Source organism: Pseudomonas sp. GW456-L13 (assembly GCF_017350115.1).
GTDB classification, from domain to species: Bacteria; Pseudomonadota; Gammaproteobacteria; order Pseudomonadales; family Pseudomonadaceae; genus Aquipseudomonas; species Aquipseudomonas jessenii.
Genome location: NZ_JACNAS010000001.1, coordinates 1954700 through 1970380, shown reverse-complemented (window position 1 = coordinate 1970380; position 15681 = coordinate 1954700). Strand labels below are relative to the sequence as shown.

The following is a 15681-nucleotide window of genomic DNA, read 5'->3' as shown; positions in this document are numbered from 1 at the left end:
ACCCACACGGCCTTTGGCCCGGTGGCGCCTATCAGTCCGTCATCGCGGGCAAGCCACGCTCCTACAGGGTTCTCGAGCGCACACAAGATTTGTGTCCGTCTCAAAACCTGTGGGAGCGTGGCTTGCCCGCGATGGCCGCACCGCCGATCTACAGGCTGAACCCACCATCCAGCGGAATGATATTCCCGGTCATATAAGCCCCGGCAGTACTCGCCAGGCTGATCGCCAGCGCCGCCATCTCTTCCTCGCGGCCCCAACGCTTCATCGGGATCAATGCCGTATCCTGCGCCAGCGCCTGTTCATCATTGCCGATGTGCTGGGTCATCTTGCTCGGAAACCGCCCCGGGGCGATCACGTTGACGTTGATGTGCTGGCTCACCAGTTCGCGCGCCAGAATCCTCGACAGTTGGTGCAACGCAGCCTTGCTCGGCCCGTAGGCATACGCCTGCTCGCCGAAGGAGGAAATCCCTGCCACCGATCCTATGTTGATGATCCGCGCCGGATTCGCTTCGGAACCGGCCTTGCGCAGCAGGGGCAGGAACTGCTGGATGCAGTTGAACACCGACGTCACGTTGAGCTGCATGACTTTTTCCCAGCCCTTGATCGGGTAGCTCTCCAATGGCGCGCCCCAGGTGGTGCCGGCATTGTTAACCAGGATGTCCAGATGAGTGATCTGCTCGCCCAGGCGCGTGGCCAGTTGCAGGACGCCCTCTTCTGTGGCGAGGTTCGCCGCGATGGCGCGGCAGCGGCCAAGTGCACCGAGTTCGTCAGCGGTTTGCTGGCAGGCTTCGACGTCGCGGGCGCAGACGTATACGGTGGCGCCCGCCTCGACGTAGGCCTTGGCGATCATCTTGCCGATACCACGGGTGCCGCCGGTCACCAGGGCGGTGCGGCCTTGCAGGGAAAAGTAGGGATGCATGGCGAATCCTGAGAACTGAGGTCCTTACACCCTAGTCGTCAGCCGCCAGAAGCGGAGCCACTATTTTTGCGCGGAATGAGGGGCCATTCGGTCCTGTAGGAGCTGGCTTGCCAGCGAAGGATGAGAGACCGCCGCGTTCATCCAGTCAGCACGCGTTATCGTTTGCGACCATCGCTGGCAAGCCAGCTCCTACAGAAAACAGATGTGTCTTGAGCTTACTGCGGGCGCACTCGCAGGGTCAGGCCCTTGAGGAAATTGCGCAGCAGCTGGTCGCCGCACGGGCGATAGTTGGTGTGACCGAACTTGCGGAACAGTGCGCTCAGCTCAGGCTTGGACACCGGGAACTCGGCAGCCTTGAGGATTGCGTGCATGTCGTCTTCTTTGAGCTCGAACGCCACCCGCAGCTTTTTCAGGATGATGTTATTGGTCACCGGCACTTCGATCGGCTGCGGTGGGCGGCTTTCGTCCTTGCCGCGCTTGAAGATCACCAGGCCGTCGAGGAAGTGCGCCATGACTTCGTCCGGGCAGCGTACGAAACCTTCCTCGTCTTCCTCTTTCTTGTCGAGGTAGGTCAACAGGTCCGGCAGGGTCACGTCCAGGCCGCCGAGCTTGATGATCTCGATGACTTTCTTGTCGCTGATGTCGAGCATGTAGCGCACGCTGCGCAGTACGTCGTTATGAATCATGTGTGCAGTCCTGATATTCAGCTGTGGGCGTCGCGGCCAGGCGCGGCGCCGAAATGGATGGCGGCGAGAAAAGCCTTAGAACTTCTCTTTGCCGGACAGATAGCGCCATTGCCCCACCGGCACTTTGCCGATGGACACGCCACCGATGCGAATACGGCGGATACCGACGACCTTGAGGCCGACCGCCTGGCAGAGCAGGGCGATGATGCCCGGCTGCGGGTTCTTCATGGCAAAGCGCAGACGGTTCTCGTTCTGCCAGCTGGCCTTGACCGCCGGCAACTCCTTGCCCTTGTAGGTCAGACCGTGGTTCAGGCGGTTCAGGCCGTGGGCCACCATCTCGCCTTCAACCTCGACCACATACTCTTGCTCGATCTTGCTGGAGTCGGCGGTGAGTTTGCGCAGGATTTTCCAGTCCTGGGTGAACACCAGCAGCCCGCTGGCGTTGGCCTGCAGGTCGGTGCTGGCGGTCAGGCGCAGGAAGTGCCCGCGCAACGGGCGCTTGCCGTAGCGGTGCTCTTCGCTCAGGGTCTCGGCGCCGAGGGTGGCCAAGGCGGTGTCTGCGTCCATGCCTGCGGGCACATTGAGCAGCAGGGTCACCGGTTCCGGTGCGGTGGCCTTGGCTTCTGGATCAAGCTCGACTTTCTGAGTGTCGACCTTGAATTGCGGCTCGTCGATGACCACACCGTCGACGGTGACCCAGCCGCCCTCGATGAACAGCTCAGCCTCCCGACGGGAACAGCCGACGAGTTCGATGAGGCGTTTGGAGAGACGAATCGGGTCAGTCATGTCAGGGCCGTAACAAAAAGGGGGTGGGCATTGTACCTGCCTGGCGCCGGTTAATCCCGGTTCCATTTACGCGCAGTGCTTTTTGTAGGAGCTGGCTTGCCAGCGATGGATTCAAGAGCACTGCGTTCTTCTGAAATAGCGCGTTATCGTCCCCACCATCGCTGCGATGCGGCGACCCGACAAGCCAGCTCCTACAGATGTCTGTGTTGTATCAGCCATGTTGGGAGTGTTTCTGGGCCCGGCGCAAACGCATGTGCAACAACGGATACGGCTGGCCCATGCCATCGACCTCCGAACGACCGATGACCTCGAAGCCTTGCTTGAAGTAAAAGCCGAGGGCTTGCGGGTTCTGTTCGTTGACGTCCAGTTCGTCGGCGTTCAGGTGTTCCAGGGCATAGTGCAACAATTTCTTGCCCAGGCCCTGGCCGCGATGGTCGGGGTCGATGAAGAGCATTTCGATCTTGCCGGCCGCGACGCCGGCGAACCCGGTGATGCGCTGGTTCGAATCCTTGGTGCAGATCAGCATCACCGCGTCGAGGTAGCGGGTCAGCACCAGGTTCTTCAGCAGTTCGATGTAGCTGTCCGGCAGAAAGTCGTGGGTGGCGCGTACCGAGGCCTCCCAGACCCGGGTCAATTCTTCGTAGTCGCCGAGTTTCGGCGTGTGGATGACCGAATGCTGACGCATGCCCGTCTGCCTCTTATGCAGTGGTTGATAGGAATCCTTCCATGTGCAAACGATAGCCGTAAAAAAGCCCCGCATCTCGTCAAGAGAGCGGGGCTTTGCGTATTTTTTGCGTTTAGATCTGTTCAGCCCACAGATCGTATTCGTCGGCGTCGGTCACTTTGCACCAGACCTTGTCGCCCGGCTTGAGGTTGCTGCCGTTGTCGATGAACACGTTGCCGTCGATCTCCGGGGCATCGAAGAAGCAGCGGCCGACCGCGCCTTGCTCGTCGACTTCATCGACCAGCACTTCGATCTCACGGCCGATGCGCATTTGCAGACGCGCCGAGCTGATGGCCTGCTGGTGCGCCATGAAGCGCTCCCAGCGGTCCTGCTTGATGTCGTCCGGGACGACTTCCAGGTCCAGGTCATTGGCCGGTGCGCCTTCAACCGGCGAGTACTGGAAGCAGCCGACGCGGTCGAGCTGGGCTTCGGTCAGCCAGTTCAGCAGGTACTGGAAGTCTTCTTCGGTCTCGCCCGGGAAGCCGACGATGAAGGTCGAACGGATGATCAGGTCCGGGCAGATTTCGCGCCAGTTCTTGATCCGCGCCAGGGTCTTGTCTTCGAAGGCCGGGCGTTTCATCGACTTGAGCACTTTCGGGCTGGCGTGCTGGAACGGGATGTCCAGGTACGGCAGGATCTTGCCGGCGGCCATCAGCGGGATCAGCTCGTCAACGTGCGGGTACGGGTAAACGTAGTGCAGGCGAACCCAGACGCCGAGGGTGCTCAGGGCTTCGCAGAGTTCGGTCATGCGGGTTTTCACCGGCGCGCCGTTCCAGAAACCGGTGCGGTATTTCACGTCGACGCCGTAGGCGCTGGTGTCCTGGGAGATTACCAACAGCTCTTTGACGCCGGACTTGACCAGACGCTGGGCCTCGTCGAGCACATCACCCACCGGGCGGCTGACCAGTTTGCCGCGCATCGACGGGATGATGCAGAAGCTGCAGCTGTGGTTGCAGCCTTCGGAAATCTTCAGGTAGGCGTAGTGGCGCGGGGTCAGCTTGATGCCTTGTGGCGGCACCAGGTCGATCAGCGGGTTGTGGTCCTGGCGCGGCGGCACGACTTCGTGCACGGCATTGACCACTTGCTCGTACTGCTGCGGGCCGGTCACCGCCAGCACGCTCGGGTGTACGTTGCGAATGTTGCCTTCTTCGACGCCCATGCAGCCGGTCACGATGACCTTGCCGTTTTCCTTGATGGCTTCGCCAATCACTTCCAGGGACTCGGCCTTGGCCGAATCGATGAAGCCGCAAGTGTTGACTACCACGACATCGGCGTCCTGGTAGGTGGACACCACGTCATAGCCTTCCATGCGCAGCTGGGTAAGGATGCGCTCGGAGTCGACCAGTGCTTTGGGGCAACCCAGGGATACGAAGCCAACCTTTGGATTGGCCGGCGCAGGAGTGGTGGACATGTCTAACCTCGGTATTTTGTGACGCCGTTTGCCGGGCAGGGCAAAACCGACGGACGGGCGCTTGAACTGCGCCTCTGATCAAAAAGTGCGCAATTCTAGCGATGAGTCGTTCACTTGACCAGCTTTATGCGGGGAAATACGACGAGTGCTGCGCTATGCTTCGCGCCGTTACGCCTTACAGATTTTTTACTGTCAACAAAACGTCTGTAACGTGAAGTAAAACAGCGCATGCTGCACGACAAAGCATAGTGCTTCTTTCAAAGAAGCCCGGGTCTGAGAAGTAGGAGTGGTGGATGGGTCAGGCAAGTAGTCAGGCTACCGATGCCGAGCATTCGGCGGTGAAGCCGATCGGCATGCTGGTCGCGGCAGTCGGGGTGGTTTATGGCGATATCGGCACCAGTCCGTTGTACACCCTCAAAGAAGTGTTTTCCGGAGGCTATGGCGTGCCGGTCAACCATGACGGGGTGCTGGGGATTCTTGCGCTCATTTTCTGGTCGCTGATCTGGGTTGTGTCGATCAAGTACATGATGTTCGTGCTGCGCGCCGACAACCAGGGCGAAGGCGGGATCATGGCCTTGACCGCACTGGCCCGGCGGGCGGCGGCGGGGCATGCCAAATTGCGCATGTTGCTGGTGGTCTGCGGACTGATCGGCGCGGCATTGTTCTATGGCGACAGCATGATCACCCCGGCGATCTCCGTACTGTCGGCGATTGAAGGCCTGGGGCTGGCGTTCGAAGGTATCGACCATTGGGTCGTGCCGCTGTCGCTGGTGGTGCTGGTCGCGCTGTTTCTGATCCAGCGTCACGGCACGGCGCGCATCGGCATTCTGTTCGGGCCGATCATGGTCACCTGGTTCCTCGTGCTGGGTGCATTGGGCGTCTATGGCATCAGCCAGCATCCGGAAGTCCTGGAAGCGATGAACCCGATGTGGGGCGTACGTTTCTTCATGGTCCATCCGGGCATGGGCGTGACGATTCTCGGCGCCGTGGTGCTGGCATTGACCGGTGCCGAAGCGCTGTACGCGGACATGGGCCACTTCGGCCGCAAGCCGATCGCACGTGCGTGGTTCATCCTTGTACTGCCGGCGTTGGTGCTGAACTACTTCGGCCAGGGCGCGCTGCTGCTAGGTGATCCGGAAGCGGCCCGTAACCCCTTCTACCTGCTGGCGCCGAGCTGGGCGTTGATCCCGCTGGTCGGCCTGTCGACCCTGGCCACGGTGATTGCCTCGCAAGCGGTGATTTCCGGTGCGTTCTCCCTGACCCGCCAGGCGATCCAGCTCGGTTACATTCCGCGCATGCACATCCGACACACTTCCAGTGCCGAACAGGGCCAGATCTACATCGGTGCGGTGAACTGGGCGTTGATGGTCGGCGTGATCCTGCTGGTGATCGGTTTCGAATCCTCCGGTGCCCTGGCCTCGGCCTATGGCGTGGCAGTGACGGGCACCATGCTGATGACCACCATCCTGGTGTCGGCGGTGATGCTGCTGCTGTGGAAGTGGCCGCCAATCTTCGCGGTTCCGATATTGTTCGGCTTCATGTTGGTCGATGGTCTGTACTTCGCCGCCAACGTGCCGAAAATCGTTCAGGGCGGTGCATTCCCGGTGATCGCGGGTTTCGCGCTGTTTGTGCTGATGACCACCTGGAAGCGCGGTAAGCAGTTGCTGGTCGAGCGTATCGATGAGGGTGGATTGCCGCTGCCGATCTTCATCAGCAGCATTGCCGTACAACCACCCCATCGTGTTCAGGGCACCGCCGTGTTCCTGACGGCACGGCCGGATGCTGTACCCCACGCGCTGTTGCACAACCTGCTGCATAACCAGGTACTGCACGAGCAAGTGGTGCTGCTGACGGTAGTGTACGAAGACATCCCGCGGGTGCCGCCGAATCGGCGCTTCGAGGTCGACTCCTATGGCGAAGGGTTCTTCCGGGTCATCCTGCATTTCGGCTTCACCGATGAGCCGGACGTACCGCAGGCGCTGAAGCTGTGTCATCTCGATGAGCTGGATTTCAGCCCCATGCGCACCACGTACTTCCTCAGCCGCGAAACGGTCATCGCCTCCAAGCTCGAAGGCATGTCGCGCTGGCGCGAGGCGCTGTTTGCGTTCATGTTGCAGAACGCCAACGGCAACCTGCGTTTCTTTAATCTGCCGCTGAACCGGGTGATTGAATTGGGGACGCAGGTCGAAATGTAAACCTTATCCTGTAGGAGCGAGCTTGCTCGCGATGGTCTCAAATGCACCGCGTTTATTCAGGATTTCCGCGTCATCGTTGACGTCCATCGCGAGCAAGCTCGCTCCTACAGTGTGTTGTGGTGTTGAATGAAAAAGCCCCCGTTACCTTGCGGCAGCGGGGGCTTTTTTGTGGGGCTCAGATCACTCTTGAGCTTCTGCTTCTTTGGCTTGACGCTTCTCGATCACATCCACCAGGCGCTTGGCCAGCGCCGGATAGTTCTCGTCGAAGTGGTGGCCGCCAGGCAGCTTGATGGCTTCGCCTACTGCCGTCTTGTCGGTGCAGCCACTCTCGTCGGTTTCTTCTTCGCCGTAGATGCACACCACTTTGGCGGCTGGCAACTTGGCCATTTCCGGGCCGGTAGCGGCTTCCTTGCCGGCGTTGCCGAGCCAGCCTTCGACTTCGATCTCGAAGCTGCCGGTACGGGCGAAGGCCAGCAGGATGATCGCGTCGACGCGTTGCTGTTCCGATTCGGCCAGGCGGTTGTAGATCGCCGGCAGTACGTCGGCGCCGAACGAATAGCCGGTCAGGATGAAGCGCTTGGTGCCCCATTTCTGCCGGTAGTGTTGCATCAGTTCAGTCAGGTCCAGCGCGCTTTGCTCCGGGCTCTTGTGCTGCCAGTAGTAGCGCAGGGTGTCGATGCCGACCACCGGGTAGCCGATCTTGGCCATCTCGCCCGCCACGTCGCGGTCGAGGTCGCGCCAGCCGCCGTCGCCGGACAGGAACAGGGTCACGGTGTCACTGGCCTGGCCCGCTGGCACTTCGACCACCGGGATCTGCAGGCCGCCAGCGGCTTTGTCGCCACCGACGAGGATCTTGCGCAGTTCGTTGTTCAGCACTTGCGGCAGGTTGATGTCGTAGTCGCTGATGCTGGTTTCGGCGTTCGGTTGATCACGCACGAAGCCGGCACTGGTGTCGTCCGGGTTGTCGTTCCACGCGACCAGCCAGTGACCGTGGGCCGCGCTTTTGGGCAGCAGGTGAGTGCAGCCGCCCTTTTCCAGGGCCAGGTCGACCGAGACGGCCTGGGCCTTGTCGTCCTTTTGCTCGGACAACCAGCGCCAGGCCAGCACGGCACCAGGGCCGATGCCGCTGACCAGGGTCGCCGGGCCTTTGAGCTCTCGCAGGCCCGATTGCAGGGCGCGGCTTTGCAGCAGGCAATCCTTGGGCAGGATCACCTGGACAATTTGCGCCGAACCACTGCGGCTCAGGGTCATCAATTGCTTGTCGCTGAGTTTCTGGTCTTCGTTGACCGCCACCAGCACCTGGGCGCGTGGCGTTGTGCCTGGGATGACACGGGTCATCGCCGCACCATCGGCCGGGGTCAGCAATTCGAGGGTCGGCTCCGGTGCCGGGCGTTTCAGGTACCAGAAACCGCCACCGAGAATCAGGGCCACTATCACCAGTGTGCCCAATACATACCGCAAGGAGCGTTGAATCATCAGCGTTTCACCAATCCGGTCAAGCCACCCGCGATCAGGGCAGCGGTGTCGGCCAGCGCAACCAGCGGATCGAGTCCGGCGGGCACGGCCATATAACGGGGTTCCCAATCAGGCTGGAACTTGTCTTTGAAGCGGCGCAAGCCTTGGAAGTTGTACAGCTGCTCACCACGGCGGAATACCATCGAGCCAAGGCGCTGGGTCAAGGGTGCGCCGCGACGGGGTTGCAACCCCGACAACGGCACCATGCCCAGGCTGAAACGCGCGTATCCATGATTTTTATAATGTTGAATCAGGCCGACCATCATGAACTCCATGGTCAGCTTCGGTGCATCCGGGTGCGCGCGCATCAGGTCGAGGCTGGCCAGGTCATGGCCGTAGGTCTCGAGCAAGTTTGCGAACGCCACCGGGCGTCCTTCGAAACGAATCACCGCGATGCGAAAATGCTTGAGGTAGTCATCGCTGAAGCGGCCCAGTGAAAAACCTTTCTCCCGGACGTTCTTGCCGGTCAGCCAGGCATCGGAAATTACCTTGAGCTCATCCATCGGCGCCTGGCCGGGTTCATGGATTTCCAGGGACAGGCCGTCGCGGGTGCCACGGTTCCAGGTGTAGCGCAGGTCCTTCATCTCTTTGCCCTTGGCTTCGAGATCAAAACGCTTGAGGTCGACCCGGGCTTCTTCGCCGAGCTTGATCGCGGTCAGGCCGATGTCCATGTAGTACGGCAGGTTCTCTGCACGCACTTGATAGAACACGGGGCGGGCGTGGTGGATGTCGCAAAGGTCGCGGAACTGCCAGATCATTTCCGCCCGTTGCTGGCCCGGGCCGATCGGGTCATACAACGCCACCAGGCTGCGGCCACGGCGGGCGTACATCAGGAACGCTTCGTCATTGGGGTGGAACAGCAGCGCCTTGTCGCCGGTCAGGGCCAGGCCGCCATCCGGTTGGGCCGATGCCATGAGGATCTTGCTGGCGCGCTCCAGTTCGTCGGGGGTGGGCAGGTGAATGACCGGGCGCGCGGTGCGCAGCAGCCAGGTCAGCGACACCACCACCAGCAGCACGGCAGCCCCGAGCAGCGAGCGCAGGCCGCGAGGGGCATCGGCGTCCAGAGTGAACTGCCACCAGAGTTGGTGACTGTATGGAACGTCCTGGTAGGCGAACAACAGCAACCAGATCGAGGCGCCGAGCACGCACAGGCTGGCCACCAGGTACAGCGGCGAGAACGGTACTTCGGTCAGTCGGCTGGGGCGATAGAACGAGCGGCGGAATACCCCGAGCAGGCTCGCCGTCAGCACCATCAGGCTGGCTTCTTCCCAGTCGAAGCCTTTGAGCAGCGAGAGCAGGGCGCCGACCAGTAACAGAATGGTGGTCAGCATCCACGCGGCCGACAGCCGGCGGCGCAGCCCCTGGGCCAGCAACAGGCAAAGCACGCCGACCAGGCTGGCGCCAAAGTGCGAAGCATCGACCAGTCGATGGGGGATCAGAAAACCGATGTGTTCCAGGCGCGTATCAATTTCCGGGGTGACGCCGGAGAACAGCAGGACAACACCGGACAGGAACACCAGCACCGCCAGTATCGGAGCCGCCAGACCCGAGGCCGCACGCAATGTCTGGCGCGTCTGGAACAGGCGCTGGCCTTCGTTGATCAGCAGCAACAGGCAGGCCACCAGCAAGGGCAGGACCACGTAGATCAAGCGATAGAGCAGCAGGGCGGCCGCCAGTGGCGCAGCACCCAGGGTGTCGGAAAACGCCGCCAGCAAAATGGCTTCGAACACCCCGACACCGCCCGGCACATGGCTGAGCACGCCGGCAGCCAGCGCCAGCAGGTAAACCAGAAGGAACGCACCGAAGGGTGGTGTTTCCGGCAGCAGCAGATAGAGCACGGTCGCGGCGGCGGCTACGTCCAGGGCGGTGATGACCAATTGCAGGAAGGTCAGGCGACGCCCGGGCAGACGCAAGGTGCGGCGCCCGATCCTGACCAGCAGGTTGTCCGGGTAAGGCTGTTCCGGCAGCCGTCGACGGTAGATACCGATGGCCAGCACTGAAAACAGCACGAGCACGGCAGTCGCCACCACGCCCAGCAACGTCTCGGAGAGTCCCAGGGCGGAGGACGCCGCTGGCAGGTCGCTGAGCGTCGCCAGGGCAGCCAGCGGTGGCAGGGCGCAACCCAGCGAGAGGCTGGCGAACAAAGTCATGCGGGCGACTTCTGCCGCTCCCAGGCCATGACGGGCATAGAGGCGATAGCGAACCGAGCCTCCCGACAACATTGAAAGACCGATGGCGTTGCCGATGGCAAAGGCCGTGAAACCGCCCAGGGCCAGCGTGCGCGGTGCCAGGCTCGCCCCGGCATAGCGGCTGGCTGACCATTCGTAGCCGAGCAGAATGATGAAGCCCACCACAGTTGTAGCCAGTGCGCCCATCAAGGCAGGTTTCGGAACGTCGAGGATCGAGTCGTGCAGGGCGTTAAGGTCGAGTTCGCTCAACAGGTGGCGACAGGCAATCAGCGCGATCGCGAACAGCAGCAGGGTGACCGCCAGGCCAATGGGTTGACGGTATTTGCTCAAACGATCAAGTAGGCGCAGGCGCTCGGCATTGATCGGTTGTGTCGCTGTGACAGTGTCTTGTGAATCAGACGAGTTGGCGCGCATCAATCACCTCTTGGATCGTGCGCGACAGGATGGAGGTATCCAGCCAAGTTACCAATCCCTGTAGAAAAAAATAATCACAAATTTTAACGCCTATCACCCGGCAACAGGGATGGCGCGGTATCAGTCGCGGAGGCTTCAGCCTGTGATAGAGCATAGTCTGAACCCGGCGCATGGGTGACCCCCAAGCGGCTTGCTACACAGTGACAGGTCATTGTTGCGAAAGGACTTTTTCAACAGATACAAAAAAGGCCACTCTTTCGAGTAGCCTTTTTTGATGTTTGGTTGCGGGAGCCGGATTTGAACCGACGACCTTCGGGTTATGAGCCCGACGAGCTACCAGACTGCTCCATCCCGCGTCTGTGTGGCGGCATTCTATAGAGATGCGCCGGGGTGTCAACCGTTAATCCTGAAGCAGGTCAAATAAATGTTGAATCGCGGCAAACGGTCGCAGGGATGGCCTAAGTTTCGGAATCAGAACGATTTCCGGTTTCGGTTTCGTTGAGCGTCCAGGCCTTGTTTCGGCGTTCGGTGCTACAAAACGAGCGCGCACAAAAAAGGCCACTCTTTCGAGTAACCTTTTTTGATGTTTGGTTGCGGGAGCCGGATTTGAACCGACGACCTTCGGGTTATGAGCCCGACGAGCTACCAGACTGCTCCATCCCGCGTCTGTGTGGCTCATTCTATAGAGATGCGCTCGGGTGTCAACCTCCAATTCCGATAAAACCTCTTCCCGTTCAATCGCTTAGCGTTCAAAAGGGGAGGTCGGCCGGTCTGTGAGGCAGGCAGGACAAGGCCTGCGAGTCTATTGAAAGTATTTTTTCGATTGAAAAAATAAATTCACAATCGACTCTTCCTACAATTGGAAAAGAACATTCAGACTACTGGTGCTATATACAGGTGCCAGTGAGATACTGTTTGTCCGGCACGCCATGACGCCTTTTCCTTGCCATGAACACAGCTTTGCTATGACCCAACGCAAGATCATCCACGTCGATTGTGACTGCTTCTATGCAGCCATCGAGATGCGCGACGACCCACGCCTGGCCGGTAAACCACTGGCGGTAGGTGGGTCGGCGGACCGGCGCGGGGTGATCGCCACCTGCAATTATGAGGCGCGAGCGTACGGGGTGCGTTCGGCGATGTCCTCCGGGCATGCCTTGAAGCTGTGCCCGGACCTGACCATCGTCAAGCCACGCATGGATGCCTATAGAGAAGCGTCCAGGGAAATTCATGCGATCTTTCGCGATTACACCGAGATCATCGAGCCGCTCTCGCTCGATGAGGCGTACCTCGATGTGTCGGACAGCGCGCATTTCGCAGGCAGTGCAACGCGAATCGCCCAGGACATCCGGCGCCGGGTCTCCAACCAGTTGCACATCACCGTGTCGGCGGGTGTGGCGCCGAACAAGTTTCTGGCCAAGATTGCCAGTGACTGGAAAAAGCCCAACGGCCTGTTTGTCATCACACCGGACCAGGTCGAGGACTTTGTCAGTGGTTTGCCGGTGAGCAAATTGCACGGGGTCGGCAAAGTCACCGCCGACAAGCTCGGCAAGCTGGGTATCACCGATTGCCTGCAATTGCGCGAGTGGGACAAGTTGGCGCTGGTGCGTGAGTTCGGCAGCTTTGGCGAGCGACTCTGGAGCCTGGCCCGTGGGATCGACGACCGTGTGGTGCACAACGACAGTCGTCGTCAGTCGATCAGCGTTGAAAATACCTACGACGTTGACCTTCCGGACCTGAAGAGCTGCCTGGACAAGTTGCCCGAGCTGCTGGAGACCCTGGCCGGTCGCATGGCGCGGATCGACAGCAGCTATCGTCCGGGCAAGCCGTTCGTCAAAGTGAAGTTCCACGACTTCACCCAGACTACATTGGAGCAGGCCGGGGCAGGGCGGGATCTGGGCAGTTATCAGTTGATGCTGACCCAGGCCTTCAATCGCGGCGGTAAGCCGGTGCGGTTGTTGGGTGTCGGGGTGCGGCTGGAGGACTTGCGGGGCGGGTTCGAGCAGATGGAGTTGTTTGAGCGGTAGTTTTGTGGTGAATGTGCGGGCCCCTTCGCGAGCAAGCCCGCTCCCACATTGGATTTGTGAACACCTGAAATCCTATGTGGGAGCGAGCCTGCTCGCGTTTAGTTCAGCCCCGGATTCGCTACCAGTCGCTCGCCATTGCGGGCCAGTGACTTCAGGAACTCAGTCTGCAATTCGGGATCATTGCGTGTCAGTTCGATCAGGCTCTGTTCCAGTTCACTGGCTTCCTCTTCAAGACCCAGCTCCGACAGGCGCTTGACCCGGTGGACCCACTGATTGACTTCGTCGCCCTCGAGATCGTCATAAATCAGCCCGTGGGCCTCATAGAGCTTGCTGCGCAAGGTGCTGCTGACGGCTAGCGAGGAGTCGGTGTGTACGTCGTCCTTGGCATCCTCGACACGAATCAGCAATCGGCTCAGGTGATTGATGTCATGTTCGGCGAACGGGTTGTCCAACAGATTCAGGCGCAACACGCCGTTTTTGTCGGTGGTCAGTTCGAAGGTTTCCTTGCCAGCCTTGACCTCGACCGGGCGCTCGCTCCAGGGCAGGCTTGAGTACTCCGTGCGCTTGTCGCGCTGGACTTCATCAATACCGGCCAGGTTCTGCTGCGCGCGACCGTGGGACTGCACGTTCATGAACGGGTTGAGCCCGGCGAAACCGTAGCTCAGCCAGTCCTTGGTCACGCTGTCCGGCAAATTGCCGAGGGCGAACACATTGACCACGTTGGCACCGACACCCGCGACCACGGCCACCGCGCCCAGCGGGATTTCGTAAATCTCCCGCCAGGGTTGGTACGGCGTATAGCGGTCGTAGTGACGCGTGACTTCGTATTCGGTGACTTCGAAAGTCTTCTGCTCGTGGATTTTCACCCGCCGTTGCGGAAGCTCAAGCACCTTGGGCTCACCGACATCGATCTGCAGGCTGTGATCGAGCAATTTGCGCTCGACACGTTCCTCGTGCTCGCTGCGTTGTGACATTTGATTGGCACAGCCGCTGACCAGCAGGGCGCCGCACAAGGCGGCACCACCGAGGCCTAAGGTGTTTCGCTTGAACATGACGTCCCTATATCTGCTATCAGCGGCGGATGCGGGCCTGAAGGAAGGACAGCACGTCGGCGACCGGCAGCGCTTGTGCGTCGGCCTCGGTACGGCTCTTGTATTCCAGGTTGCCTTCGGCCAGGCCGCGGTCGCTGACCACGATCCGGTGTGGAATGCCGATCAGCTCCATGTCCGCGAACTTGATGCCCGGGCTGGTTTTCTTGTCACGGTCATCCAGCAGCACTTCGAAGCCGGCAGCGGTAAGTTGCGCGTACAGCTTGTCGGTGGCTTCGCGAACCTGCTCGGTTTCGTAGCGCAGCGGCACCAGGGCAATCTGGAACGGCGCGAGGGTGTCGCTCCAGATGATCCCGTTTTCGTCGTTGTTCTGCTCGATGGCAGCCGCCACCACGCGAGACACACCGATGCCGTAGCAGCCCATTTCCAGGGTGACCGGCTTGCCGTTCTCGCCCAGCACTTCGCATTTCATCGCTTTGCTGTACTTGTTGCCCAGCTGGAAGATGTGCCCGACTTCGATGCCGCGCTTGATCTCCAGGGTGCCCTTGCCGTCCGGGCTCGGGTCGCCGGCCACGACGTTGCGCAGGTCGGCAACGGTCGGAACAGGCAGGTCGCGCTCCCAGTTCACGCCGAAGTAGTGTTTGTCATCGATGTTGGCACCGATGCCGAAGTCGCTCATCAGCTCGACCGAACGGTCGATGATGATCGGCAGCGGCAGGTTCAACGGGCCGAGGGAACCGGCACCGGCGCCAATGGCCTCGCGCAGTTCGCCTTCCGAGGCCATGACCAGCGGGCTGGCAACACCTGGCTGGTTGGCGGCCTTGATTTCGTTCAGCTCATGGTCGCCACGGATGATCAGGGCAATCAGCTTGCCTTTCTCTTCAGCATGCACCACGAGGGTCTTGATGGTTTTCTCGATCGGCAGGTTGAAGCCTTCGACCAGTTGCGCAATGGTCTTGGCGTTCGGCGTGTCGACCAGGCGCAGCTCTTCGGTCGCAGCGGCACGCGAGGTTTCGCGAGGCACGGCTTCGGCTTTTTCGATGTTGGCGGCGTAGTCGGAGCCGTTGCTGAACACGATGTCGTCTTCACCGGACTCGGCCAGTACGTGGAACTCGTGGGAGCCGGCACCGCCGATGGAGCCGTTGTCGGCTTCTACAGGGCGGAACTTCAGGCCCAGACGGGTGAACACGTTGCAGTAGGCCTGGTGCATGCGGTCGTAGGTGACCTGCAACGAAGGCTGGTCGGCGTGGAAGGAGTAGGCGTCCTTCATGATGAATTCGCGGCCGCGCATCAAGCCGAAGCGTGGGCGGATTTCGTCACGGAATTTGGTCTGGATCTGGTACAGGTTGATCGGCAGCTGCTTGTAGCTGCTCAATTCGTTGCGCATCAGATCGGTGATGACTTCTTCGTGGGTCGGGCCGGCGCAGAAGTCGCGACCGTGGCGATCCTTGAAGCGCAGCAATTCAGGGCCGTACTCTTCCCAGCGCCCGGATTCCTGCCACAGCTCAGCCGGTTGCGTGCTTGGCATCAACACTTCGAGAGAGCCGGCAGCGTTCATTTCTTCACGAACGACGGCTTCGACCTTGCGCATTACCCGCAAGCCCATCGGCAGCCAGGTGTACAGGCCTGAGGCGAGTTTGCGGATCATGCCGGCGCGCAGCATCAGCTGGTGGCTGATCACGACCGCGTCGGAAGGCGTTTCTTTTTGTGTGGCGAGCAAAAATTGACTGGTGCGCATGGTTGGCCGTTATCGATTGCTGATGACG

11 protein-coding genes and 2 tRNA genes are annotated in these 15681 nt (G+C 60.6%); 2 read left to right on the top strand and 11 right to left on the bottom strand.

The genetic code is table 11. The annotated features are described in order from the left end of the window. Window positions 1-148: 148 nt before the first annotated feature. From J4D25_RS09000 to rimO, 5 genes are all read right to left on the bottom strand, one after another. Window positions 149-919, bottom strand: coding sequence for an SDR family oxidoreductase (locus tag J4D25_RS09000; protein ID WP_057716145.1), 771 nt, complete (start codon window positions 917-919; stop codon window positions 149-151). A gap of 215 nt (window positions 920-1134) precedes the next feature. Continuing rightward, window positions 1135-1605 carry a DUF1456 family protein gene (locus J4D25_RS08995; RefSeq protein WP_046041186.1) on the bottom strand — a complete coding sequence of 157 codons (471 nt, stop codon included), beginning with the start codon at window positions 1603-1605 and terminating at the stop codon, window positions 1135-1137. A gap of 75 nt (window positions 1606-1680) precedes the next feature. After that, on the bottom strand, window positions 1681-2391 hold the full coding sequence (locus J4D25_RS08990; RefSeq protein WP_057716144.1) for an rRNA pseudouridine synthase: 711 nt from the start codon (window positions 2389-2391) through the stop codon (window positions 1681-1683). A 211-nt stretch (window positions 2392-2602) separates the two neighbouring features. Next, on the bottom strand, window positions 2603-3076 hold the full coding sequence (locus J4D25_RS08985; RefSeq protein ID WP_057716143.1) for a GNAT family N-acetyltransferase: 474 nt from the start codon (window positions 3074-3076) through the stop codon (window positions 2603-2605). A gap of 112 nt (window positions 3077-3188) precedes the next feature. Beyond that, the gene (rimO, locus tag J4D25_RS08980) at window positions 3189-4526 is read right to left on the bottom strand and encodes a 30S ribosomal protein S12 methylthiotransferase RimO (RefSeq protein ID WP_057716142.1); all 1338 of its coding nucleotides are present in this window, start codon (window positions 4524-4526) and stop codon (window positions 3189-3191) included. A gap of 293 nt (window positions 4527-4819) precedes the next feature. On the opposite strand from rimO, the gene J4D25_RS08975 reads away from it, so the two are divergent. After that, on the top strand, window positions 4820-6721 hold the full coding sequence (locus J4D25_RS08975) for a potassium transporter Kup (RefSeq protein ID WP_057716141.1): 1902 nt from the start codon (window positions 4820-4822) through the stop codon (window positions 6719-6721). Window positions 6722-6901: 180 nt separating this feature from the next. Here the strand turns inward: J4D25_RS08975 and J4D25_RS08970 are convergent, their stop codons facing one another. The 4 genes from J4D25_RS08970 to J4D25_RS08955 all read right to left on the bottom strand — a co-directional run bounded on the left by J4D25_RS08970 (window position 6902) and on the right by J4D25_RS08955 (window position 11504). Further along, on the bottom strand, window positions 6902-8197 hold the full coding sequence (locus tag J4D25_RS08970) for a virulence factor family protein (protein WP_057716140.1): 1296 nt from the start codon (window positions 8195-8197) through the stop codon (window positions 6902-6904). Next, window positions 8197-10839 carry a bifunctional lysylphosphatidylglycerol flippase/synthetase MprF gene (gene mprF / locus J4D25_RS08965; protein WP_057716139.1) on the bottom strand — a complete coding sequence of 881 codons (2643 nt, stop codon included), beginning with the start codon at window positions 10837-10839 and terminating at the stop codon, window positions 8197-8199. The genes J4D25_RS08970 and mprF overlap by 1 nt, the downstream gene beginning before the upstream one ends. A gap of 279 nt (window positions 10840-11118) precedes the next feature. Continuing rightward, a tRNA-Met gene (locus J4D25_RS08960) sits at window positions 11119-11195 on the bottom strand. A 232-nt stretch (window positions 11196-11427) separates the two neighbouring features. Next, window positions 11428-11504 (bottom strand) — tRNA-Met (locus J4D25_RS08955). Window positions 11505-11804: 300 nt separating this feature from the next. On the opposite strand from J4D25_RS08955, the gene dinB reads away from it, so the two are divergent. After that, window positions 11805-12866, top strand: coding sequence for a DNA polymerase IV (gene dinB, locus J4D25_RS08950; protein ID WP_057716138.1), 1062 nt, complete (start codon window positions 11805-11807; stop codon window positions 12864-12866). A gap of 98 nt (window positions 12867-12964) precedes the next feature. Here the strand turns inward: dinB and J4D25_RS08945 are convergent, their stop codons facing one another. Both J4D25_RS08945 and J4D25_RS08940 read right to left on the bottom strand, forming a co-directional pair. Beyond that, window positions 12965-13918, bottom strand: coding sequence for a hypothetical protein (locus J4D25_RS08945; protein ID WP_057716137.1), 954 nt, complete (start codon window positions 13916-13918; stop codon window positions 12965-12967). Window positions 13919-13937: 19 nt separating this feature from the next. Continuing rightward, the gene (locus J4D25_RS08940) at window positions 13938-15653 is read right to left on the bottom strand and encodes a proline--tRNA ligase (protein WP_057716136.1); all 1716 of its coding nucleotides are present in this window, start codon (window positions 15651-15653) and stop codon (window positions 13938-13940) included. Window positions 15654-15681: the final 28 nt, after the last annotated feature.